Consider the following 20,126-nt stretch of genomic DNA (forward strand, 5'->3'; position numbering starts at 1 on the left):
AATATCATCGATATGGGGTGCTATCGGTTATTGTCAGATTGTAGAAAGCTAAAAGAAAGATATGAGTGTTGCGCGAGTTGAGTATTACAAATAGCTTGTGTATTCCTAACTAAATGGCATGTGATGCGCTATTGGTTTCGTCTGTTAATGCTTCAGGTTGATCCCGCTCGCCGTGGTCCCGTCGATGCGCGCACAACAAGCTTCGGCGGTGGCGCGATGACCATCGACGGTTCCATCTCGGGCACTTGAATAAGCTGGATCAGCCGATCGACAGACAACTCCGCAATGGCCGCGGTCTGGATCGCGACCGTCGTCAAAGCGGGATGCACCTGATGCGCGAGCTGGATGTCCGTGATGCCGATCACGGACACGTCATCAGGCACCTTGCGGCCAAGCGTGATCAACGCTTGCGCCGCACCAATCGCCAACAGATCGTTCGTCGCGAAAATGGCGGTGAGGTGCGGCCGGTTCGCCATCAACTGCATGCAGGCGGCATACCCTGCGTCGATCGAATCGCGGATCTGCAGCACGGCCGCGGCGTCAGCTTCAATCCCTGCTTCGCGCATGGCGGCGCGAAACCCGTTGGAACGGGCATCCTGCAAACCGCCGCAACCATCGCCGATCAGCAGGCCGATCTCGCGGTGGCCGAGTTCTAGCAAATGCCCGGCGGCCAGCGCGCCCGCCTGGGCAAAATCCACGGCTATGCAGGGCAGGGCCGGCGGCGTCTCGGGATGCTCCCACATGGCCAGCAGAATAGGCGCGCTATGCATGGCAGACGCGCACAGGTCGTTGATGGCAATGTCCGTGTTCATCACGAGTACACCGTCCGCCAGCGTTCCCGCGATCTGATTCAGATACGCGCGGCCGATTTCGGCGTCGTCGTCGGTATTGCACACCATCAGGAAGTGGCCTGCCTTGCGAGCTGCACGCTCGGCTGCCAGCACGAATTCAGGGTAGAACGGGTTCGAGATATTGGAGAGCATCAAGGCCAAGGTCGATGAGCGCCCTTCAGCCAACGCACGCGCGTTCAGGTTGGGCCGATAACCAAGGTCATCGATAGCTTTCAGCACGCGGTCGGCCGTTTCCGGGCGGACTTTTTCGGGGTTGCGCAGCACGTTGGATACGGTCGCTGCGGTGACATGCGCGCGCTTTGCAACTTCGGACAGAGTGACCATTTTTCTAGTTATCCCACATTCAGGGAATGCGATTCAAATGTTGCAAGCGATTGGCGACGTTGATAACTTCTGGAAAACACAACGGAGACACCCATCATGACTTCTTCTATCCTACCCGAATTTAAGCGGTTAAATACACGCTGCGCACGGACGTGCCGTTTATTTTACGCAAAAATTTAAGCGGTTAAATCCGGGAGATGACATGGCGGCAATTCGTCTTGTAGACGTACAGAAGTCATACGGTGACCACGCGCCAGTGATCCGGCGCGTGAACCTGGATATTGCGCAACATGAGTTCTGCGTGTTCCTGGGGCCATCGGGTTGCGGCAAGTCCACGCTGTTGAGAATGATCGCGGGACTTGAAGACCTGAGCGAAGGCGAACTGCATATTGGCGGGCGTCTCGTGAACGATGTGCCTGCTGCGGCACGCGGCGTCGCCATGGTGTTCCAGAGCTACGCGTTGTTTCCGCACATGACCGTGTTTAACAACATGGCATTCGGCCTGAAACTCGCGAAGCAGCCCAAGGACGTGATCGAGCGGAAGGTGCGTGAAGCCGCGCGCATCCTGCAACTGGACGACTACCTCGACAGGTTTCCCAAAGCACTTTCCGGTGGCCAACGGCAGCGTGTCGCGATTGGCCGGGCCATCGTGCGTGAGCCCGGCGTGTTCCTGTTTGATGAACCGCTGTCGAATCTCGATGCTGCGCTGCGCGGCCAGACCCGCGTGGAGATTGCCCGTCTGCACCAGCGCTTTGCAAACGCGAGCGTGGTCTATGTGACCCACGACCAGGTTGAAGCAATGACGCTCGCCGACAGGATCGTGCTGCTGCACGCAGGCGCGGACGCGGAGCGCTTCGGCAGCGTCGCGCAGACCGGTGCGCCGCTCGAGTTGTATCACCATCCGAAGTCGCGCTTCGTGGCGGGTTTCATCGGTTCACCGAGAATGAATTTTATCGATGCCGTGGTCGAGTCGGTCGGCCAAGGCAGCGTGACGGTCACGCTGGCGCAAAGCGGCGAACGGCTGGTGGCCCATGTCGAGGGCCAGCGTCTGCAGCGCGGCCAGCCGGTCACGCTCGGCGTGCGCCCTGAACACCTGCGGCTCGATGGCAGCGAGCAGTCCATTCAGTGCGTCACGGTGCTGTCGGAGGAACTCGGCGAGCACAGCTACGTTCACGCGGATCACGCGAGCGGCACGCTCGTCGCGAAGGCACCCGGCGATACATCCATCAGTCCAGGCGAGCGCATTCGCATTCATGTTCCTGCTTCAGCGTGCCACCTGTTCGACGCCGATGGGCTTGCGCTTCGGCGCAGCATGTTCGAGCCCGAACGCGCCGCGGCTTAAAACACAAACAGCACAAACAGCACAAACGCTTAGCTTCAACATCCCAATCCGCCACAGAGCGGGTTACATCGTCTGGCAGTGAATTGCTGCCAGCCAACAAGGTAGTCAAGGAGACAAAGATGATTGTTCATCGCCTTCGCAGTCTGGCTCATGCATCGGCGGCGGTCGCGCTGGTGGCAGGCGTGCTCTGCTGCACCGTGGCCGACGCCGCCACGCTGACCGTCAACGTATCGGCGCGCGGTAACCAGCGCTCGACCTGGCAGGACGCATTCGATAAATTCAAAAAAGCTAATCCCGATGTCGACCTCAAGGTGACCTATATCACCGAAGAGGCGTACAAGGTCCAGATGGGCGGCTGGCTTGCCACCGATCCGCCAGACGTAGTCTCGTGGCACGACGGTGAGCGCATGGCGTATTACGCACAACGCGGCCTGCTGGAAGACCTGTCGCCGGACTGGAGCAAGAACGGCTGGTCGCAGCAATATGCTTCGGTAAAAGAAGCATCTACGTACAAAGGTAAGCAATACGCGGCGCCGCTTGGCTACGATGCTTACGGCTTCTTCTATCGGAAGGATCTGTTCGAGAAAGCGGGCATCAAGGGCGAGCCGAAAACCTGGGATGAATTTTTAGACGCCTGCAAGAAGCTGAAGGCAAGCGGCGTTGCGCCGATCGCCGTTGCCGCCCGCGATAGCTGGACGCTTGCTGCATGGTTCGACTATCTGGACCTGCGTATTAACGGCAACGCGTTTCATCAGCAATTGATGGCAGGCGAAATTCCGTACACCGATGCACGCGTGAAGAAGGTTTATATCGCGTGGAAAACGCTGATCGATGATCACTACTTCATCGATAATGCGTTGTCCTACGATCTCGATTCCATCGCGCCTTTCCTCGCGAACGGCAAGGCGTCGATGATGCTCATGGGCACGTTCTTCTCGGCGAGCATTCCGGCTTCCATTCTTCCGCAAACGGGCTTCTTCCGTTTCCCGGTGATCGACGCGAACGTACCGACGGCCGAAGACGGGCCGGTCAACGTCCTGCTGATTCCAGCGAAGGCAAAGAACAAGGCCGATGCCCGCAAGCTGCTGGCCTTCATGGAGACGCCGCAGATCAACGCCGATCTCGCGAAGGGATGGGGGCAACTGCCGTCGAACAGCCAGTCTGCTGAACCTGAAGACGAGATTTCGAAGGTCGGTTTCCAGACCCTCGCGAATACGAAGGGCGGCATTGCGCAGTTCTACGACCGCGACATGACGAAGGAAATGGCCGACGAAGGGATGAAGGCGATGCAGCAGTTCTATAGCGATCCGTCGCAACTCGACGCCGTGCTCGTTCGCCTCGAAGCGACTCGCAAGCGTATCTATAAGAAGTAAGCCCGTAGCGTCAGCGGTTGCACGGTGTTATCGACCGCTGACGCTCGCATTCGATTCCCGACGAGGCCCGATCATGTCTGATTCCGTAGCGCGCCGCCTACCCGCGGCTCGGCGCCGGCACGTCTCTACTACACGCCGTCATCAGCACCGCGCCGCATTTTTCTTCCTGCTGCCGGGTTGCGCGTTGTTCTGCCTGTGCGTGGTCTATCCGATTATCAGCAGCATTTCTCTCAGCTTTTATAACTGGGACGGAATGACGCCGAAGACATTCGCCGGCTTCGATAACTATATCGAACTGTTCCACTCGGACACTTTCTACACGGCGCTCAAGAACAACCTGATCTGGCTCGCGTTCTTCCTGCTGGCGCCGCCGCTCGGCTTGCTGTTCGCGTTGTATCTGAACCAGCACATCCGAGGCATGCGCATGGTGAAGTCGCTGTTCTTCGCGCCGTTCGTGCTGTCAGGCGTGGTGGTCGGTCTCGTGTTCAGCTGGTTTTATGACCCGGGCTTTGGTTTGCTAAGGCTGATTGTTGGTCACGGTATTCCCGTACTCGGCGATCCGCACACGGTGACGCTCGGCATCATCTTTGCCGCGCTGTGGCCGCAGACGCCATTCTGCATGGTGCTGTACCTCACCGGGCTGACGGCCATCAATCCGGAAGTGGTCGAGGCGGCGCGCATGGAAGGCGCGAAGGGCGTGGCGCTGCTATGGCACGTGATCCTTCCGCAATTGCGGCCCGCGACCTTCATGGCCGTGGTGCTTACCGTGATCGGCGCGCTGCGCAGCTTCGACCTGATCGCGGTGATGAGCGGGGGCGGCCCTTTCGACAGTTCAACGGTGCTCGCCTATTACATGTACGACCAGGCGATCAAGTATTACCGCGAAGGGTATTCCGCGGCGATTGCAGTCGTGCTGTTCGCCATCATGCTCGTCTATATCGTGTTCCATCTGCGCCGCATGCTGCGCGAAGAACGCTGATTTCCAGGAGTCACGTGTCATGTATCCACTTCCCGTCGAACGCTGGAAACCGCTTAATAGAAGGCTTTACAAAGCCTCGCTCCCGCTTGCGCTGCTCATATGGCTGTTACCGATGCTGGCCGTGCTCGTCACCTCCATACGTTCATCGGACGAACTGGCGCAAGGCGATTATTGGGGCTGGCCGAAGCATTTTGCGCTGATCGAAAACTATGGCACGGCGCTCACGCAAACGCCGATGCTGCATTACTTCGCCAATAGCGTGCTGATCACAGTGCCGTCGGTGATTGGCGCGATCGTACTGGCGTCCATGGCGGGTTTTGCTTTGGCAACCTACAAGTTCCCAGGTAACACCGCCGTGCTGTTTGCTTTTGTCGCGGGCAACTTCGTACCCATCCAGATCCTGATGATCCCGGTACGCGACATGGCGCTGAAAGTAGGGCTGTTCAACACCGTGTGGGCGCTGGTGATTTTTCATGTGTCGTTTCAAACCGGTTTTTGCACGCTGTTTCTGCGCAACTTCATCAAGCAGTTGCCGTTCGAGTTGATCGAGGCGGCACGCGTGGAAGGGGCGAGCGAATGGACGATCTACCTGCGCATTGTGCTGCCGCTGATTCGGCCTGCGCTCGCCGCGCTCGGCATTCTCGTGTTCACGTTTGTCTGGAACGACTACTTCTGGGCGCTATGCCTCACGCAAGGCGATGAGGCCGCGCCGATCACCGTAGGCGTCGCTGCGCTCAAGGGGCAATGGACGACTGCGTGGAACCTCGTCGCCGCCGGTTCGGTGCTGGCCGCGTTGCCTTCCGTGCTGATGTTCTTCGCGATGCAAAAGCATTTCGTCGCCGGCCTGACTTTTGGTGCAAGCAAGGGTTGAACGCTTGTTTGCCATCATCCATTAAAGAGACTTTCTCATGCAACTTGGTGTGTGTTATTACCCGGAACAATGGCCCCGTTCGATGTGGGCCGACGATGCAAATCGTATGGCTGAACTCGGCATCACGCATGTGCGGATCGCGGAATTCGCGTGGAGCCGGATGGAACCTCGCGCCGGCGAATTCGTCTGGGAATGGCTTGACGAAGCTATCGAGACGCTGGCGGCTGCGGGGCTGAAACTCGTGCTCGGCACACCGACCGCGTCGCCGCCGAAATGGTTGATCGACGCGTATCCGGAGGTGTTGCCGGTGCGTGCGGATGGCGTGCGCTGGAACTTCGGCTCGCGTCGCCATTATGATATTTCCAGCGAAATCTATCGGCGGGAGTGCGTGCGTTTTGTCACTGCGATGGCGGAGCGTTACGGGCGGCATGCATCTATAGTCGCTTGGCAGACCGATAACGAACTCGGCTGTCACGACACCGTACCGAGTTATTCCACCGCCGCGCTGAAGCGCTTTCAGACGTGGTTGCAGCTTCGCTATGAGAGCGTTAATGCGCTGAACGAAGCGTGGGGCAATGTTTTCTGGAGCATGGAGTATTCGTCTTTCGATGCAATCGGTTTGCCGAACCTGACACCGACCGACGCGAATCCAATCCATCTGCTCGACTTCCGCCGCTTCATGTCCGACGAGGTAGCGGGCTTTCATCGCGAGCAGATCGAGGTGCTGCGGCAGCATGCGCCCAATGCCGACCTGCTGCATAACTTCATGGGCTTTTTCACGACCTTCGATCACTACCGCTTCGCTGAAGATAACGCGATCGATGTGGCCGCGTGGGACAGCTATCCGATCGCACGCACCGAGTCGATCGCACTGCCGGAGGAGCAGAAAGCGCGATACGCACGGACCGCGCATCCCGATGTATCCGCGTTCGATCACGATCGTTATCGGGCGATAGGTGGTGGACGTTTCTGGGTGATGGAGCAGCAGGCGGGACCTGTGAATTGGGCGGCGTGGAATCCGGTGCCGGCTAAAGGCATGGTCAGGCTTTGGGCTTATGAGGCGTTCGCGCACGGGGCGGAACTGGTGTCGTATTTCCGCTGGCGCCAGTGTCCGTTTGCGCAGGAACAGATGCACTCCGGTCTCAATCTGCCGAACAACGAACTGTCGCCCGGCGGTCTGGAAGTGCAGCAAGCGGCCCGCGAGATTGCGGCATCGGCGGCGCTATCGGGACTCGGCGCGCCAACGCGTGCTGCCGCCGCGATTGTGTTCGACTACGAGACGCAATGGATGTTCGAGATTCAGCGTCACGGCAAGACCTTCGACTACCAGATGTTGGTGTTCGACTACTACGAGGCACTGCGTGAACTTGGGCTGGACGTCGATATTGTTTCGAGCAAAGCTGATCTGTCGCTATACCGGCTAGTGGTCGTTCCAAGCATTGCCGTTATCGACGAAACTTTCGCCGGCCAAATCGAAAAGAGTGCTGCGCAATGGGTATTCGGTCCGAGAAGCGGCTCGAAGACGACCGCATTCGCGATTCCGTCCAGCTTGCCGCCCGGCGCATTGCAAAAAGTATTGCCGATGCAAGTGCTGGAAGTCGAGACGCTGCGCCCGACGCTCACGCCCGCGCTTTCTTTCGGTGACACGCAAGGGGTTGCAACGCATTGGCGGGAGCATGTGCGGGCCAATGGCGACACGCGTATCGATGCGCAATTCGAGGACACATGGCCAGCCGTGCTGAGCCACGGAAGGGTTCGATATGTGGCGGCTTGGCTGTCGCACGGATTGCATCGCGCGGTGCTGGAGCAGGCGGCGAGAGAAGCCGGCATTGAGACCCAACTGCTGGCCGAGGGTTTGCGCGTTCGTCGTCGAGGCGATCTGACCTTCGCGTTCAACTTCGGCGAGCAGCAAGTGCAGGCTCCAGCATCGGTCAATGCGACGTTTGTGCTCGGGCAGCGGCAGCTTGCAACCGGCGATGTCTGCGCGTGGAGGGACCCGCATACCGATTAAGCCGGCACCAATCGGCCGACGTCGCTGAACCCGTTCCGAAAGGACGGGCGCAGCGATGTCCGCAGGGCCGCTGTCGTCATAGCGGAAGGCTTCAGGTCAAAAAACGGCGTTCACTTCGGCTGTGCAGCCTGAGGCACGATCGCCGCAATGCGCCAGCCTTCGGCTGTCCGCACAGCAACCTCATACACGAGGTAGGGGGCGGGCTTGGCCGCCACGTCCAAGGGGCCGCCCGTGATCTGCGTCTCCGCATACAGCTGGGCAACATCCGCGGTCAGCGGGATGATCTTTATGCTATCGACGTCCGGATCGAACTTCCACACGCCTTTGAATGTTTCCTTGAAGTGCGCGAGGAGTTCCGGCTTTCCCCAGAACCGGTACGGGCGAGCGATCAACACGACGGGGTCGGGCTGACCCGCCGGCGCCGATGCGAATACGCTTTCGAACGCCACTATGTCGTGGGCAGTGGCGGCCGCCGCCTGACGCAGGAAAACGTCCTTGACCTCTTGCCTGTCCTTGTCAGTGAATTCATGCGGCGCAGCAGCGTGGGCCGATAGATGGGCAGCGCCAAGGATCACGGTGGCGATGAATGAAGCGAGGGTTTTCCGATTGCGCTGTATGTTCATGGAAATAGCCTTATATGCCCGTATCAGGAATTTTTTTGCAGCGAGAGAGCGGGATTTTCTCGCTGCATGCCATGGGGTGAGGGTGTCAGATACTACGCTTGTAAAAATCAGGAAGTGGCTTCTTCGGGGTCGAGTTCGAGATGCGTGACTCGAGCCATCATTCGCCGCATTGCCAACGCGTCTTGCTTGCCGAATTCCTTTTCAAAGCTTGCTTGCGCCTTGAGCCATGAGGGTTTGCTCCGCGCCTCGATATTCAAGCCCACGCTGGACAAGACCACTTCGCGCTCGCGGCGGTCTTCGCGACCAATTTGAATGATGACCAGTCCGTCGCGTTCCAGCGGACGCAGGTTGTGCCCCATGGTTGCGCGATCCATCGACAACAGGTCTGCAAGCGCGGCCATGGTAGTAGGCCCTCGGCTGGCAAGCAGGTTCAGGATGGCGTATTGCGTGGCACGCAAACCGGTGTCTGCCATGCAGGCATCGTAGAAACGGGTGAGGCGCCGCGCGGCTTTGCGCAGAGCCGTGTTGTTACAGATGCCCGGGTTGATTGGCAAGCGAGATGTAGTCATGTTGGATCAAACGACAGGAATATTTGTCGGCATTATTATGGGCATATAAGACTATTGTCAAGCGGATCGGCGCGGGCGGGTTGGTGGTGACTTTGCCTGCATAGGCTGCGTTGCCGGTTACGACAGCTTGCCGCAAGGGGATGCAAGCTGGCGTAGGAAGCTCAAGCGAATTAGGCCATTACTTCAAACGACTCGTCGACCTTCGATCGGGTATCCGGGATCGGTGTAGCCAGGTGTCGACGCATGTCCCGGTGCAACGAGGCTATCGACAAGCTTTTCGTCCTCGGGTCCGAGTTGCAGTTTAAGTGCTTCCACGTAGCTGTCCCACTGCGCTTCGGTGCGCGGACCCGCGATGGCGCTGCTGACAATGCGGTTCTTGAGTACCCATGCAAGAGCGAAAGCAATGGAAGTCGTTCCACGCTTCGCCGCATGATCGGCGATAGTCTGTGCGATCTTGAGCGATTCCGGGCGCCACTCGGTCTGCTGGATTCGCTTGTCGCCGCGGCCTGCGCGCGAGTCGGCCGGCGGCGGGGCATCCACCGCATATTTGCCGCTAAGGACGCCACGCGCGAGCGGGCTGTACGGGACCACACCGAGACCGTAGTGAGCCGCCGCCGGCAGTTGTTCAACTTCCGCAGTGCGGTCGACAATGTTATAGAGCGGTTCGCTCGCGACGGGTCGGTCAATTCCCATCTGGTCGGCAAGACGCGCGATTTCGGCAATGCGCCAGCCACGGAAATTGGACAAGCCGAAGTAACGAATCTTTCCCTGGCGGATCAGATCGCCAATCGCGCGCACGCCTTCTTCCAGCGGTGCGTCAACGAGCGCCCGGTGAAAGTAGAGGATGTCGATGTAGTCCGTGTCCAGACGCTTCAGGCTCGCTTCAACAGACTGGATGATCCACTTGCGCGACTGCCCCTGTTCGTTGGGACCTTGCGTGGTCGGATAGCCGAACTTGGTAGCGACCACCCAGTTGTCCCGACGATCGGCGATAGCTCGTCCAACGATTTCTTCCGAACGGCCCGCGTGATAAACGTCAGCGGTATCGATGAAATTAACGCCTTGATCGAACGCCTTGGCGACGATGCGCTTTGACGTTGCCTCGTCAGTTTCGCCGCCGAACATCATCGCGCCCAGACACAAGGGCGAGACCTTGAGGGCGCTGCGGCCCAGGTACCGATAGTCCATTCTGTATGCTCCATTCAGGCCAAGCCTGCTAAGAAAGAAAGCGTAACGAAATGCTTGATTCGAGCGGTTAAGCCGCGCGACTATCGAAGACCTGCCTTGCAATCGTCAGCGCGGTCATTGCCGTCGGCCAGCCCGAGTAGAAAGCAAGGTGAGTGATCAGCTCGATCATTTCGTCGCGAGTCACTCCGTTGTCCAACGCTCGGCCGATGTGAAACGGAAGCTCGTTGGTGCAATAGAGAGCGACGAGGCTGGCGACCGTGATCAGGCTACGATCACGCGGAGAAAGGCCTGGGCGCTCCCAGACGTCACCGAACAAGACCTTGTCGGAATAATCCGCGAGTGCAGGCGCTAGGTCGCCGAACGCCTTGCGTGCAGCGGTGGGTTCATTGGTCATCGTTCATCTCCGACTCTATGCATGGGCCACGGTTTATCGTACGGGCACTTCTCGCCTATGCCGGTTCGATTGCCTGCAGCGCTAAATTTACCGGCTGTGCCGCCATGTGACTAGACGGTGGAATCGGCAAGCTCATATGAGCGAGATTCATGAATGGCTCGTGGAAGATTTGAACCACGCGATCGACGCTGACCCCCCTCTGTTTGAAGCCACCGCAACTGCCTCCACGACCCGAAAAAACCTTCGGGAGCGGCTTTACATCGCGCCGTGAATCTCTATAGGCAACTTCATGGTTAAGTTTCAGGAAAACCCATGGGACCGCACTTTCGCCGCGTTGGCCGACCCAACGCGCCGTGCGCTCCTTGCACGTCTGTCCGCGAGTGCAGACCTGTCCGTCAGCGAACTCGCGCAGCCGTTCGCGATGTCGTTGCCGGCCGTGATGAAGCATCTGGATGTGTTGTCGGACGCCGGTCTGATCACGCGCGCCAAGACGGGCCGCACGGTCGCTTGCCGTCTCGCCGCCGGACCGATGGAGGAAGCAATGGAATGGCTCAACCGCTACCAGCGCTTCTGGACCGATACCCTTGATCGCCTTGCTGCCTTTGTGGAGGAAGACCCGTGTCCGCCCAACCCAGTCTCACGCTCCAGCGCCGCATCAACGCAAAGCCCGCCAAAATCTTCGCCGCCTGGACGGAGCCGTCGCAAATCGTAAAGTGGATGCATCCCCACAATAACGACGTGATTCACGCGGAGATGGACCTGCGAGTCGGCGGACGCTTCCGGATCATCATGCGCACGCCTGAGGGCGAGGAGCACGACGTCAGCGGCGTCTTCCAGGAGGTCGTTCCAGACGAAAAACTCGTCTACACATGGGCGTGGCGCAGCACACCGGAGCGGGAATCACATCACGTTCACGCTGCGCGGCGAGGATGACGGCGAGCGTACGTTACTCGCGCTGAAACATGAGCAGTTCGCGGATGAAGCGGCACGCAAAGATCACGAGGGTGGCTGGAACCATGTCCTCGATGAACTTTCACGGCAGTTTGGCTGATCACTTCAGGACAGGAGGATGCAAACATGAAATTGATGGAGGCGGACGAACCGGCATGAGGGAAGGGTTGGCGACCCGAACTATTCCGCATCCAGCCAGGAATCGAGACCCACGCGGAAAGCGACGGCCGCAATCACCGGAACGGTCAGCATCATGACGATGCCGAAGTTTTCGATCATGTCGCCGTACATGATCGGCTTGTACAGAACAATGCCCGAGACAATAACGAAGGCGATAAAACCGACGATCACCATCAGAATGCTGCGGAGCGCACGGGACGGTTGCCAGCGCCTCGGTTTGCGCGGGGCGACGCTGATCCGCTCCGGGTTCGACGGGGTGTCGGGTTCAGATTTCTGTTTATTTTCTGGCATGGCGCAGCGAGGTGAGGGGCTGCCGAATGCGTAAAAGACGAGCGGCATCCGGGGTTTTCTTTTTGACACGCGTCGGGTAGTGCCAATCGTAAGAAAGCGATGAGCAAGCCGACATGCAACGATTGTGTCACAGGCAGAGCGCCCTGAGCAGAACGCCTCTGGCTCATGCTGGCGAAATGCAACTGCATGCCACCGGCGAAGGTCGATGTCGATCTAATCGCGGGAATCGACCGGCGCTTTCATTCTCCATTCGAACGTCGCTCCTCGCCGGTCCGAGTTCCCGTAACTCCAGCCTGACGTTCCTCACGTTATGCGCCTTGACCGGGATCTTTCGTTACTGCACGACCGTGCGCTGCTCGGCGGTGGCTAAAAGATGCTGGCGCAGCCACTGGTGTGCCGGATCGGTGAGCTCTCTATATCATTGCGAAAAGGCTCTAAAATGACTGGTGGCGCTAACGTTCTCGAGTGTGAGCGAAAAAAGTTAGTGCCATTCAACCAATCAGAATTCGATATCCCGTTCCTTAGCGCGACTTCTTTCATAGAGACAAACGTGAATTCGTTGCTTGCAGGCAGATGCCTTTGCGGCGCAGTCCATTACGCAGTGAAAGATGAGTTCGTCTATGCATTGAACTGTCATTGTTCAAACTGCCGGCGCGCGACGGGCTCAGCGTTCAAGCCGTTCGCGGGGATAGAGCGCAACAAGTTGAGCATCACGAAAGGGCAATGCGACCTGCTGATCTTCGGTGACGAGAACGCAGCCCACGATGTCCATTGCAAGGCTTGTGGGAGCCTTATGTTTTCGGTGGTTCGTGAGGGTGAGTTCGTTCACGTCACGTTAGGCACGCTCAGTGACACGCCGGCTATTCGCCCAACCGCGCACATTTTTGTTGGGTCCAAAGCGCCGTGGTATTTCATCACGGACCAGTTACCGCAGCATGATGAATTTGGCTAGCGCGGCCAAGTCTATAGTCGAGGCTGCCCGGTTCCTTGACTCTCGCTACGCCCGTTATTGCAACAGATCATCGTGCGCGCCGATGCCAGCGGAAAGCCGATCCAGTTGCGTGTTCTTCGCGTAAACCCAGCACGTCTTTTTATGAACGACATGGATTCATAGTGACGCACTCGACCCGCGAACGACATTTCATGTCTCGTTCTACCGTGGTTTCGTAAGACGGTGAGGGGCGCCGGGGAACGAGCGTGATAGCAACGCCCCGGGTACGCAAGGGGGATTGCCTGTGTCAGGCCGGCAGTTCCATCACTTGCCCGCTTCGATTCTTCACACTCGGCCTCTCCGATATCTTCGCCTGCCACGCAGACAACGCCGAACAATCGTCTGGAATCGCAACGCCCGCGGCGCCGGCGTGCATGAGCGCGGCATAGGCGGTGATATCAGCCATCGAGAAATCATCGCCAGCCACGTAGGGGTGTGCGTTAAGAACCTCGTTGAAGTACTTCATGCCGCGTACGAACTTGTCGAGGTGCCGCTCGCCCCATTCCTTCCTGTGCGCCCATTCGGGGCTCTTGTAGGCTTCCAGGCGAGCGCCCAGTCCAGGCGTTGCGTGGTGGAAATAAATGCCAATGGCATCAATGAGCTGATCGTCAGCCCGTTTCTGCATCATGTGGATGACGGCCTTTTCCTTCGGTGTCTTGCCGGTGAGCGTGGGCTTTCCATCCAGGTTGTCGAGATATTCGGTAATCGCGACACTTTCGGAGATGAACGTGCCATCGTCGAGTTCGAGAACCGGGACAGTTCCCGCCGGATTGATGGCGAGAAATGCGCTCTGCTTGTGCTCGGCCGCAAACAGATCCACCTTCACAAATTCGACTTGGGAATCCAGTCCTTTCTCAGCGAGGACAATGCGAATGCGAGCCGGATTCGGGAAGCCAGGCGTGTCGTAGATTTTCATGATCGTTTCCTTTGGGTTATCTATCGATAGGTTAAGCGTGAAGCGAAGCATGGAGCGCGAAGATCGCGATGTCAATACCTATCTACCGATAAGTTAAGTCGAACGATTGTGCTTATCTATCGGTAGAGATATAATTGAAGTAACTTCTTTCCTGTCAACAACACGCTTTTGGTATTCCAAGGCTTCCCTGATGACCACCACAGACACCAAAGAACGAATCATGAGTGTGGCGAAACTCATGGTGCAGGCGCACGGCTACAACGCACTCAGCTTTCGTGAAATCGGAAAGGAGGTGGGTGTGTCCAGCGCGAGCATCCACCACCACTTTCCCACCAAGGGCGATCTTGGCGCCGCCCTGGCGCAACGCTACACAGAAGACGGAAGCGCGGCACTCGACACATTGCTTGCCACCTCCAAAGATGCTCACAAATGCATAACCGGTTACACGGGCATCTTTCGGGCGGCGTTGCTCAATGACAATCGGATGTGTCTTGTTGGACTCATGTCCGCCGAATACGACGACTTGCCCGTGGAAGTGCGAGCAGAAGTGGACCGATTCATCAAGGTAAACGTCAAGTGGTTGACTGAAGTCCTGTCGCTTCGAAAATTGAAAGCAGGGAAGGACGCAATTCAGCACCAGGCGCTTGCGATCTTCGCCGCAATGGAGGGTGCTCAACTCGTGGCAAGAGGGCGGGGCGACATCGCCATGTTCGATCGCGCGGTAACGGTGTACCGGGCGGCCGGGTTGATTCCTTAGCCGGGTGACGTTTGACTACCTGGGCCTCCAAGATAGGCGTGCGCCAGCGCAACCCAGTACGACGTGCCGAGAGGTATCAGCGCGTCGTTGAAGTCATAGCTTGCGCTGTGCAACTGACAGACACCGCTCGCTTGTCCCGGCAAGCGTGCCGAGCCGTCGCCGTTACCGATGAACGCATAGGCGCCCGGCTTGTAGGATGTAAAAAGCAAAGTCCTCGGATGTCATGGCGCGTTCCACGTTTTCGTCGACGTTCGCAGCCCCGGCGAGGGCTGCTTCGGCCGCATGGTTGACGAGCGGTCCGGTGTTGGAAGGGTTTATTAAAACCGTGGCGCAGGAAAGACTGATCTGACTGAGTCAAGTGGGAAGGCAAGCGGGACGCCCGTCACTTACGTGACGCCCGTGACGCCCGTGACGCCCGTGACGCCCGTGACGCTATCGCTTGCGTGGTTTGCCGCCCGTACTTTTCCGGGGGCTTGCGGAGCGAGGCGCATCTTTATCCGGCAAGGTGCCGCCGCCGTTCATTTGCTCCATCCACGACAAGGCGTCGATGTACGACAAGAACTGCTGCAAATATCCTGGCGACAACTCGCGCATCAGCGCAAGCGAACGATGCACGAGGCTGCTTGAGTTGAGCGGACCGGCATTCCCGGGCACTTGCGCAAGCGACTGCCGAAACTGCCTCTCGGTACTGACCTGGGTCCAGGTTTTCCTGAAGTAATCAAGCACCTCCATGTCTGGATAGGAGGAGGGGCGGGGCAAGGCGTGACCCGCTGCGGGGCCGTCGCTATCCACCGGCGCGCAGAGGCTCATGTACTCGACCAGCCCGGCAAGCGCACCGCGAACAGGCTCGCCGGCATCAACAGGCCGGGACGCGGTGTTCTCAAGATCCTCGGCGTAATCGGTGGCATAAGCCTCGATCAGCTTGGACAGCCTGTCATCCAGAATGCGTCGCGCCTCGCCGCTGTGGCTGGCCGCTCGCCGATCCAGCGCTTCAATAAAATGAAATCGAATGGGATCCAGCCGATCAGCGCCGCGCTCGCGCCATACATCGAGCGTCGAACGAACACTGCTCACGTCGCTATTCACCGGGCTTCACCGTTGCGCTCGACGGCCTCGGAACAGGGGCTATTTCCACACGCCGGTTCTTCGCCCGTCCCTCGTTGTCGGCATTCGAGCTCACGGGCTGCTGCGAGCCGAACGCGGCCGCGAACACCGAGGAAGAGGGGACGCCCGATTCGATCAACGCACGCGTTACCGTCAACGCGCGCTGGGCCGACAGCTCCCAGTTGTCGGCAAAGCGACGGTTACTCTCCCGCAACTGCCGGTCATCGGTAAAACCGCTCACCATCAGGATCTGATCGTTCGCCTGGAGATAAGCGGTCAATGGCCCGGCCAGGCTCTTCAATACGTCCCGGCCTTCGGGCTGCAATTGATCGGAGTTGAGTGCGAACAACACGCTGCCGTTGATGCCAATACGCCCGTTGACCAGCGTCACCCGGCCGGCTGCCAGCGGCCCGGCCAGCGCCTGCTCCAAAGTCTTGCGGCGCTGCGTTTCCATCTGCCGCTGCTTGACCTCTTGTTCAAGCTTGGACGACAGCTCCAGTTGCACGCCGATGACGCCAATCATGATCAGCATGAACGCGCCCAGCAGCACCGACATCAAGTCGGCGAAGGCGGGCCATACAGGCGCGACCGTCTCCACGCCGCCGTCGATGTCCTCGCTCATGCGACCGTGGCTCCCGCGCTAGCTCCAGCAGACGCACGCCGTCCGGCGAGTTGTTGCAGGTCTTCGACAATCTGCTTCTGCGACATCATGCTCAGGTCGATGACTTCCCGAGCCTGCGCCACGTAATAGGCAAGCTGTTCGTCGCTGCGGGCGAGTGACTTGTCCAGCGCGACTTCAATACGCTGGAGATGCGTCACCAGTTTTTCGTTCGAATCGCCGAACAACTGCACGGCCATGCCGAACGCTTCGCCCAAGCTCGCCACTTCGACCGCGCTCCCGGTGACCTGCGCGGCAACGGCGCCGAGCTTGCCGGTTTCGGATTCGACCTTATCGGCGAACTGGGTGCCCACACGCTCCAGCAGACCCGCCGATGTCGTGACCAGCGCGTCAACGGCTGAGCGCTGCTCGGTGGACGCATGGTTCACGGCATCGAGCAAGGTCTCCAGCGTTGCCAGCAGACGGCTGCGCTCCTCCAGCATCGCGGTGTCGCGGACCATGCTGTCGGAAAGCTTCTGGCGCAGTTCGGCAACGACTTCGGCGGCGGCCTTGGGGGCTTCCGATGCCGCTTGCACGAGCCGTTCGATTTCGGAAATCGTGCTGCTGGTATGCGCCTGCGTCTGGGCCGATAGTTCGCGCGCAGTCTGCTCCAGCGCGTTGCAAATCTCCTGCTGCCGGCTCGCGGTGCGCGTGCCTGCCTGCTCCCACTCGCGGCTCAGCGTAGCGGCCATCGAACCAAGCGTCTCGGTCCAGGCCGCCAGTCGCTCCTGATCCCGCGATGCCAATTCCGCCTGCAGGTTCGCCGCAGCCTTGGGCGCTTCCGCCGCAGCGTGCACAAGCCGGTCGATTTCCGCGATCGTATTGCTGGCGTGCGCCTGCGTCTGAGCGGAGATATCGCGAGCGGTTTGCGCCAGCGTGTCGCACATCTCCTGCTGCCGGCTCGCGGTGCGCGTGCCTGCCTGCTCCCACTCGCGGCTCAGCGTAGCGGCCATCGAACCGAGCGTCTCGGTCCAGACCGCGAGCCGTTGCTCGTCCCGCGACGCCAATTCGCCCTGCAAGTCCGCTTGCGACTGGCCCACGGCGCTCAGCAGCAACGCCGAATGCTGTGCGAAGGTCGCTGCGGCCTCGGACAAGGCCTGCTGGTTGTGACTCGCCAGCTTCTCGCCAGCGCGCTCTTGCCGCGACAGCGCTTCGTTCCACGCCGCGGACACACTGCCGGCCGTCGCGTCCAGGCGCGCGGCGACGCCTTCCAGCAGGCCGGCCGAACGGTGATCGAAGGTTTCGGTGAATCGATCCAGCGAGTTGCTTAGCTGCTGGACCAGCGCCTCGCTCGATCGCTGGTGTGCCTCCAGCGCCTGGTTCCAGATACCGGCTACGGTGGTGGTGCTCGCCTCGAAGCCGCTCGACAGTCCGTCCAACTGGCGTTGCACGGCATGCGTGACGGTAGCGTGCAAGGATGCTGTCTCGCGCGCAAGACCCGCCATCGTTGCCTCCATGACCGGCTGCAGCGCCGCGCCAGCGGCACGCGTGCTGTCAGCAATGCTCTCCTTCAACGACCGCTCCACCGAGGAAGCGAGGCGGGCGTAGGTTGCCTCCGCCTTGCCATGGAAGGTTTCCTGGCTCGCAATCTGCCGCGCGTTAATGGCGAGGTTCTGTTGTTCGATGGTCGCCATCATCATCTGCAGCCGATCGACCAGTTGAGGCATTCCCTCGGCCTGCCGCTGCAGGAGCTTGAAGCTTTCCTCGCGCTGATGGGTCTGCGAGTAGATACGCAATGTAGTTGCGATCTTCACATCGAGCATCTGCCCGGCTTCGATCCGTTCGCGCCGGCACAGTGCGGAAAGCAGCCCGAGCGTGGCGGATGTGGCCACGCCTGCAATCGAGGTGCCGAACGCAAATCCCAGCCCCTGGACCGGCGCGGCCAGCGAATCGCGGATAGCCTGCAGGTCCGTCGCGCTTTCCAGCGCCATGCCCGTCCCTCTCAGGGTCGCCACCATGCCCAGGAGCGTGCCCAGCATGCCCAGCAACACGAGCAAGCCGACCAGATAGGGCGCAAGCGCCGGGCCGGGCAAAGCCACGCGCTCGCCCTCGATGCGCAGGCGCACCGCATTGCGCAGGCTGGGATGCAACCGGTCAAGCCATGCGCTCAGTCCGGGCGGAGGTCCGGACAGGTCCACTACGGCACGCGCCAGGGTGGACGTGGCTTGGCTGTAGCGTCGCAACTCGAGCGCGCCCGCCAGATAGCAGGCGCCCACGAGCAGGGTGACAGCCAGCGCCAGCACGTTCGAGCCGACGTAGCCGGCGCCGATCCAGCACACAGCGGCCAGACCTACTAAAAAAACGACAAGATTCAGATATCTGGACATAGCGTCCCAGTTAGCGGGTACGAAGGGCCGCGAGCAACCCTTCGACCGGTTGAAAACGAAGATCCAGTTCGGCCAGCAACACGCTCTGCATATCTTTGCGGAACACGTTCAGCCACGCGCCCGGCGCGACCATTGCGGCGTCCTCCGGCGCCTGGGCGGCGTCGAGCGTCTCCCGCTCGGCTTGGCGCAAGCGCTCGAAGTGTCCGCCAAGCAATGCAGGCACGGTGGCCAGCAGACTCCGCTCGCGTGGGCTCAGCGCACGCTCCATGACGGCATCCACCTCGGCGAGCCGGCACAGGTCGGGCGTCCTGGCGGCCAGTTTTGCCCGCAGCCGGCTACGCAGATTGCCGATGCCCGTCTCCATCGTCTGCTGCATGGACGTATAGATCTGACGAAAGGCCGGATAGTCGATCGCAGCGTTCATCGAGGCTCCATGAGAGGGTGGTTGAGCAGACCCGTGGCGCTTAGCGGTGGCAGAAACGCTCCCGCCGACGATCGCATTCACCAACGTGCTGCGCACGCGGGCGCACTCGGTCTCCTCAGGGCTGACGGAGGCTTGCGTGCCGGAGGGTACAGCCGGCGGACTGCCGTTGAGCGCCGTGGACAACGCGATGGCGTCTGTCCAGTGGACCCATTGGCTCAGCCTGTCCGAGAGCGGCTGCCTGGATTCGGTAACATCGACATCCGCGAGGCGAGCCAATAGGCGAATGAGCGTCGGGCCGCTGAGAGCTGTACGCTGAGGGGCTTGCACCATACCACCAGAGTCAAAAAGTTCGCTAGTTTACACGCGGACGGGGTGGTGGCCGCCATCTCTTGATCGTTGGGCGCGCGAGGGTAGAATTTCAGGGTGTTCGACAAGCCACTCACAATGCCGGAATTTGCGCATATTCCCGGCCATCGGATTGTCTGTAATGGGCGCTAGAACCCTTTCAATAAATGTCAGCCGAGAACAGCGACGGACCCGGGAGGGAAAAAGGGGCTATCGCGTGGCGCGCCTCCAATTCGTGCCCCTTAACTGCGATGCAATGCGCTGGCAGCATACGTTCCCTGACACGGCTATGATTGTTAGCGGCAATCCATGCCGAACCACCAAAAGGAGAATGTCCGGATGATTCACGTTATTGCCACTATCACTGCATTACCGGGTTCGCGCGACGCAGTCCTTGAGCTATTCAGCAAGAACCGTCCAGCGGTACTGGCGGAAAATGGATGCATCAGCTATGAAGCGGTGGTCGACGTACCGGACTTCGGGCCGATTCAGACACCGCTCGGCAATGACACATTTGCCGTGATCGAACGCTGGGAAAGCGCCGAAGCGTTGAAGGCGCATGGCGCCTCTGCGCATATGGCTGAATATGGGCGCAACACCAAGCCGCTGCTCGCTAGCCGCGTCATCAATGTGCTGCAAGTCTGCTAAGGCGGCAAC

The 20,126-nt window shown here is 59.7% G+C and carries 23 protein-coding genes; 11 read left to right on the top strand and 12 right to left on the bottom strand.

Going from position 1 to position 20,126, the window contains the following annotated elements; genetic code table 11:
• Positions 1 to 152: 152 nt before the first annotated feature.
• Positions 153 to 1,175: a LacI family DNA-binding transcriptional regulator gene (locus tag GSQ93_RS27585; RefSeq protein ID WP_158938828.1), complete on the bottom strand. Its 1,023-nt coding sequence runs from the start codon at positions 1,173 to 1,175 to the stop codon at positions 153 to 155.
• A 202-nt stretch (positions 1,176 to 1,377) separates the two neighbouring features.
• On the opposite strand from GSQ93_RS27585, the gene GSQ93_RS27590 reads away from it, so the two are divergent.
• The 5 genes from GSQ93_RS27590 to GSQ93_RS27610 all read left to right on the top strand — a co-directional run bounded on the left by GSQ93_RS27590 (position 1,378) and on the right by GSQ93_RS27610 (position 7,751).
• Positions 1,378 to 2,517 carry an ABC transporter ATP-binding protein gene (locus GSQ93_RS27590; protein ID WP_158938829.1) on the top strand — a complete coding sequence of 380 codons (1,140 nt, stop codon included), beginning with the start codon at positions 1,378 to 1,380 and terminating at the stop codon, positions 2,515 to 2,517.
• A 119-nt stretch (positions 2,518 to 2,636) separates the two neighbouring features.
• Positions 2,637 to 3,890, top strand: coding sequence for an ABC transporter substrate-binding protein (locus tag GSQ93_RS27595; RefSeq protein ID WP_158938830.1), 1,254 nt, complete (start codon positions 2,637 to 2,639; stop codon positions 3,888 to 3,890).
• 73 nt (positions 3,891 to 3,963) lie between these two features.
• On the top strand, positions 3,964 to 4,869 hold the full coding sequence (locus GSQ93_RS27600; protein ID WP_158938831.1) for a carbohydrate ABC transporter permease: 906 nt from the start codon (positions 3,964 to 3,966) through the stop codon (positions 4,867 to 4,869).
• A 19-nt stretch (positions 4,870 to 4,888) separates the two neighbouring features.
• Positions 4,889 to 5,740 carry a carbohydrate ABC transporter permease gene (locus tag GSQ93_RS27605; RefSeq protein WP_158938832.1) on the top strand — a complete coding sequence of 284 codons (852 nt, stop codon included), beginning with the start codon at positions 4,889 to 4,891 and terminating at the stop codon, positions 5,738 to 5,740.
• A gap of 37 nt (positions 5,741 to 5,777) precedes the next feature.
• Entirely contained in the window at positions 5,778 to 7,751 is a 1,974-nt protein-coding gene (locus GSQ93_RS27610; protein WP_158938833.1) for a beta-galactosidase, read from the top strand.
• Between the two features lie 110 nt (positions 7,752 to 7,861).
• Here GSQ93_RS27610 and GSQ93_RS27615 read toward each other — a convergent pair whose 3' ends face one another.
• From GSQ93_RS27615 to GSQ93_RS27630, 4 genes are all read right to left on the bottom strand, one after another.
• Positions 7,862 to 8,374, bottom strand: a complete 513-nt coding sequence (locus GSQ93_RS27615; protein ID WP_158938834.1) for a nuclear transport factor 2 family protein — start codon at positions 8,372 to 8,374, stop codon at positions 7,862 to 7,864.
• Between the two features lie 107 nt (positions 8,375 to 8,481).
• The gene (locus GSQ93_RS27620) at positions 8,482 to 8,943 is read right to left on the bottom strand and encodes a MarR family winged helix-turn-helix transcriptional regulator (protein WP_158938835.1); all 462 of its coding nucleotides are present in this window, start codon (positions 8,941 to 8,943) and stop codon (positions 8,482 to 8,484) included.
• Between the two features lie 183 nt (positions 8,944 to 9,126).
• Complete coding sequence (locus tag GSQ93_RS27625) at positions 9,127 to 10,131, bottom strand: aldo/keto reductase (RefSeq protein WP_158938836.1); 1,005 nt, start codon at positions 10,129 to 10,131, stop codon at positions 9,127 to 9,129.
• Between the two features lie 67 nt (positions 10,132 to 10,198).
• Positions 10,199 to 10,525 (bottom strand): carboxymuconolactone decarboxylase family protein, encoded by a 327-nt coding sequence (locus GSQ93_RS27630; RefSeq protein ID WP_158938837.1) that lies wholly within the window; start codon positions 10,523 to 10,525, stop codon positions 10,199 to 10,201.
• Positions 10,526 to 10,814: 289 nt separating this feature from the next.
• Between GSQ93_RS27630 and GSQ93_RS27635 the strand changes: the two genes are divergently transcribed.
• The 3 genes from GSQ93_RS27635 to GSQ93_RS38340 are packed head-to-tail and all read left to right on the top strand — an operon-like array spanning position 10,815 to position 11,576.
• The gene (locus tag GSQ93_RS27635; protein ID WP_158938838.1) at positions 10,815 to 11,237 is read left to right on the top strand and encodes a helix-turn-helix transcriptional regulator; all 423 of its coding nucleotides are present in this window, start codon (positions 10,815 to 10,817) and stop codon (positions 11,235 to 11,237) included.
• Between the two features lie 5 nt (positions 11,238 to 11,242).
• Positions 11,243 to 11,458 carry an SRPBCC domain-containing protein gene (locus GSQ93_RS38335; RefSeq protein WP_254074092.1) on the top strand — a complete coding sequence of 72 codons (216 nt, stop codon included), beginning with the start codon at positions 11,243 to 11,245 and terminating at the stop codon, positions 11,456 to 11,458.
• Positions 11,459 to 11,480: 22 nt separating this feature from the next.
• The gene (locus GSQ93_RS38340) at positions 11,481 to 11,576 is read left to right on the top strand and encodes a hypothetical protein (RefSeq protein ID WP_254074106.1); all 96 of its coding nucleotides are present in this window, start codon (positions 11,481 to 11,483) and stop codon (positions 11,574 to 11,576) included.
• A gap of 80 nt (positions 11,577 to 11,656) precedes the next feature.
• Here the strand turns inward: GSQ93_RS38340 and GSQ93_RS27645 are convergent, their stop codons facing one another.
• Positions 11,657 to 11,995, bottom strand: a complete 339-nt coding sequence (locus GSQ93_RS27645; RefSeq protein ID WP_254074093.1) for a hypothetical protein — start codon at positions 11,993 to 11,995, stop codon at positions 11,657 to 11,659.
• Between the two features lie 502 nt (positions 11,996 to 12,497).
• Between GSQ93_RS27645 and GSQ93_RS27650 the strand changes: the two genes are divergently transcribed.
• Positions 12,498 to 12,899: a GFA family protein gene (locus tag GSQ93_RS27650; RefSeq protein ID WP_254074107.1), complete on the top strand. Its 402-nt coding sequence runs from the start codon at positions 12,498 to 12,500 to the stop codon at positions 12,897 to 12,899.
• A 286-nt stretch (positions 12,900 to 13,185) separates the two neighbouring features.
• Here the strand turns inward: GSQ93_RS27650 and GSQ93_RS27655 are convergent, their stop codons facing one another.
• Complete coding sequence (locus GSQ93_RS27655; RefSeq protein WP_158938840.1) at positions 13,186 to 13,854, bottom strand: glutathione S-transferase family protein; 669 nt, start codon at positions 13,852 to 13,854, stop codon at positions 13,186 to 13,188.
• A gap of 190 nt (positions 13,855 to 14,044) precedes the next feature.
• Between GSQ93_RS27655 and GSQ93_RS27660 the strand changes: the two genes are divergently transcribed.
• Positions 14,045 to 14,611, top strand: coding sequence for a TetR/AcrR family transcriptional regulator (locus tag GSQ93_RS27660; protein ID WP_158938841.1), 567 nt, complete (start codon positions 14,045 to 14,047; stop codon positions 14,609 to 14,611).
• On the opposite strand, the gene GSQ93_RS27665 is transcribed toward GSQ93_RS27660, so the two are convergent.
• The 5 genes from GSQ93_RS27665 to GSQ93_RS27685 form a co-directional block, all read right to left on the bottom strand.
• On the bottom strand, positions 14,608 to 14,820 hold the full coding sequence (locus tag GSQ93_RS27665; protein ID WP_158938842.1) for a hypothetical protein: 213 nt from the start codon (positions 14,818 to 14,820) through the stop codon (positions 14,608 to 14,610). The genes GSQ93_RS27660 and GSQ93_RS27665 overlap by 4 nt on opposite strands.
• A gap of 223 nt (positions 14,821 to 15,043) precedes the next feature.
• Complete coding sequence (locus GSQ93_RS27670) at positions 15,044 to 15,697, bottom strand: DUF2894 domain-containing protein (RefSeq protein ID WP_158938843.1); 654 nt, start codon at positions 15,695 to 15,697, stop codon at positions 15,044 to 15,046.
• Positions 15,690 to 16,337: an OmpA family protein gene (locus GSQ93_RS27675; RefSeq protein ID WP_158938844.1), complete on the bottom strand. Its 648-nt coding sequence runs from the start codon at positions 16,335 to 16,337 to the stop codon at positions 15,690 to 15,692. Before GSQ93_RS27675 ends, GSQ93_RS27670 begins: the two co-directional genes overlap by 8 nt.
• Positions 16,334 to 18,700, bottom strand: coding sequence for a DUF802 domain-containing protein (locus GSQ93_RS27680; protein WP_158938845.1), 2,367 nt, complete (start codon positions 18,698 to 18,700; stop codon positions 16,334 to 16,336). The genes GSQ93_RS27675 and GSQ93_RS27680 overlap by 4 nt, the downstream gene beginning before the upstream one ends.
• Positions 18,701 to 18,710: 10 nt before the next feature.
• A complete protein-coding gene (locus tag GSQ93_RS27685; RefSeq protein ID WP_158938846.1) occupies positions 18,711 to 19,454 on the bottom strand; it encodes a DUF3348 domain-containing protein in 744 nt (247 codons plus the stop codon).
• 354 nt (positions 19,455 to 19,808) lie between these two features.
• On the opposite strand from GSQ93_RS27685, the gene GSQ93_RS27690 reads away from it, so the two are divergent.
• Positions 19,809 to 20,117, top strand: a complete 309-nt coding sequence (locus tag GSQ93_RS27690) for a putative quinol monooxygenase (RefSeq protein ID WP_158938847.1) — start codon at positions 19,809 to 19,811, stop codon at positions 20,115 to 20,117.
• The last annotated feature ends 9 nt before the right edge of the window (positions 20,118 to 20,126 follow it).

Source organism: Burkholderia sp. S171 (genome assembly GCF_009766085.1).
GTDB lineage: Bacteria > Pseudomonadota > Gammaproteobacteria > Burkholderiales > Burkholderiaceae > Caballeronia.

Coding starts and splice junctions, on each gene's coding strand:
- GSQ93_RS27585 (WP_158938828.1), bottom strand. CDS start 1,175: ATGGTCACTCTGTCCGAAGTTGCAAAGCGCGCGCATGTCACCGCAGCG.
- GSQ93_RS27590 (WP_158938829.1), top strand. CDS start 1,378: ATGGCGGCAATTCGTCTTGTAGACGTACAGAAGTCATACGGTGACCAC.
- GSQ93_RS27595 (WP_158938830.1), top strand. CDS start 2,637: ATGATTGTTCATCGCCTTCGCAGTCTGGCTCATGCATCGGCGGCGGTC.
- GSQ93_RS27600 (WP_158938831.1), top strand. CDS start 3,964: ATGTCTGATTCCGTAGCGCGCCGCCTACCCGCGGCTCGGCGCCGGCAC.
- GSQ93_RS27605 (WP_158938832.1), top strand. CDS start 4,889: ATGTATCCACTTCCCGTCGAACGCTGGAAACCGCTTAATAGAAGGCTT.
- GSQ93_RS27610 (WP_158938833.1), top strand. CDS start 5,778: ATGCAACTTGGTGTGTGTTATTACCCGGAACAATGGCCCCGTTCGATG.
- GSQ93_RS27615 (WP_158938834.1), bottom strand. CDS start 8,374: ATGAACATACAGCGCAATCGGAAAACCCTCGCTTCATTCATCGCCACC.
- GSQ93_RS27620 (WP_158938835.1), bottom strand. CDS start 8,943: ATGACTACATCTCGCTTGCCAATCAACCCGGGCATCTGTAACAACACG.
- GSQ93_RS27625 (WP_158938836.1), bottom strand. CDS start 10,131: ATGGACTATCGGTACCTGGGCCGCAGCGCCCTCAAGGTCTCGCCCTTG.
- GSQ93_RS27630 (WP_158938837.1), bottom strand. CDS start 10,525: ATGACCAATGAACCCACCGCTGCACGCAAGGCGTTCGGCGACCTAGCG.
- GSQ93_RS27635 (WP_158938838.1), top strand. CDS start 10,815: ATGGTTAAGTTTCAGGAAAACCCATGGGACCGCACTTTCGCCGCGTTG.
- GSQ93_RS38335 (WP_254074092.1), top strand. CDS start 11,243: ATGCATCCCCACAATAACGACGTGATTCACGCGGAGATGGACCTGCGA.
- GSQ93_RS27645 (WP_254074093.1), bottom strand. CDS start 11,995: ATGCCGCTCGTCTTTTACGCATTCGGCAGCCCCTCACCTCGCTGCGCC.
- GSQ93_RS27655 (WP_158938840.1), bottom strand. CDS start 13,854: ATGAAAATCTACGACACGCCTGGCTTCCCGAATCCGGCTCGCATTCGC.
- GSQ93_RS27660 (WP_158938841.1), top strand. CDS start 14,045: ATGACCACCACAGACACCAAAGAACGAATCATGAGTGTGGCGAAACTC.
- GSQ93_RS27675 (WP_158938844.1), bottom strand. CDS start 16,337: ATGAGCGAGGACATCGACGGCGGCGTGGAGACGGTCGCGCCTGTATGG.
- GSQ93_RS27680 (WP_158938845.1), bottom strand. CDS start 18,700: ATGTCCAGATATCTGAATCTTGTCGTTTTTTTAGTAGGTCTGGCCGCT.
- GSQ93_RS27685 (WP_158938846.1), bottom strand. CDS start 19,454: ATGGTGCAAGCCCCTCAGCGTACAGCTCTCAGCGGCCCGACGCTCATT.
- GSQ93_RS27690 (WP_158938847.1), top strand. CDS start 19,809: ATGATTCACGTTATTGCCACTATCACTGCATTACCGGGTTCGCGCGAC.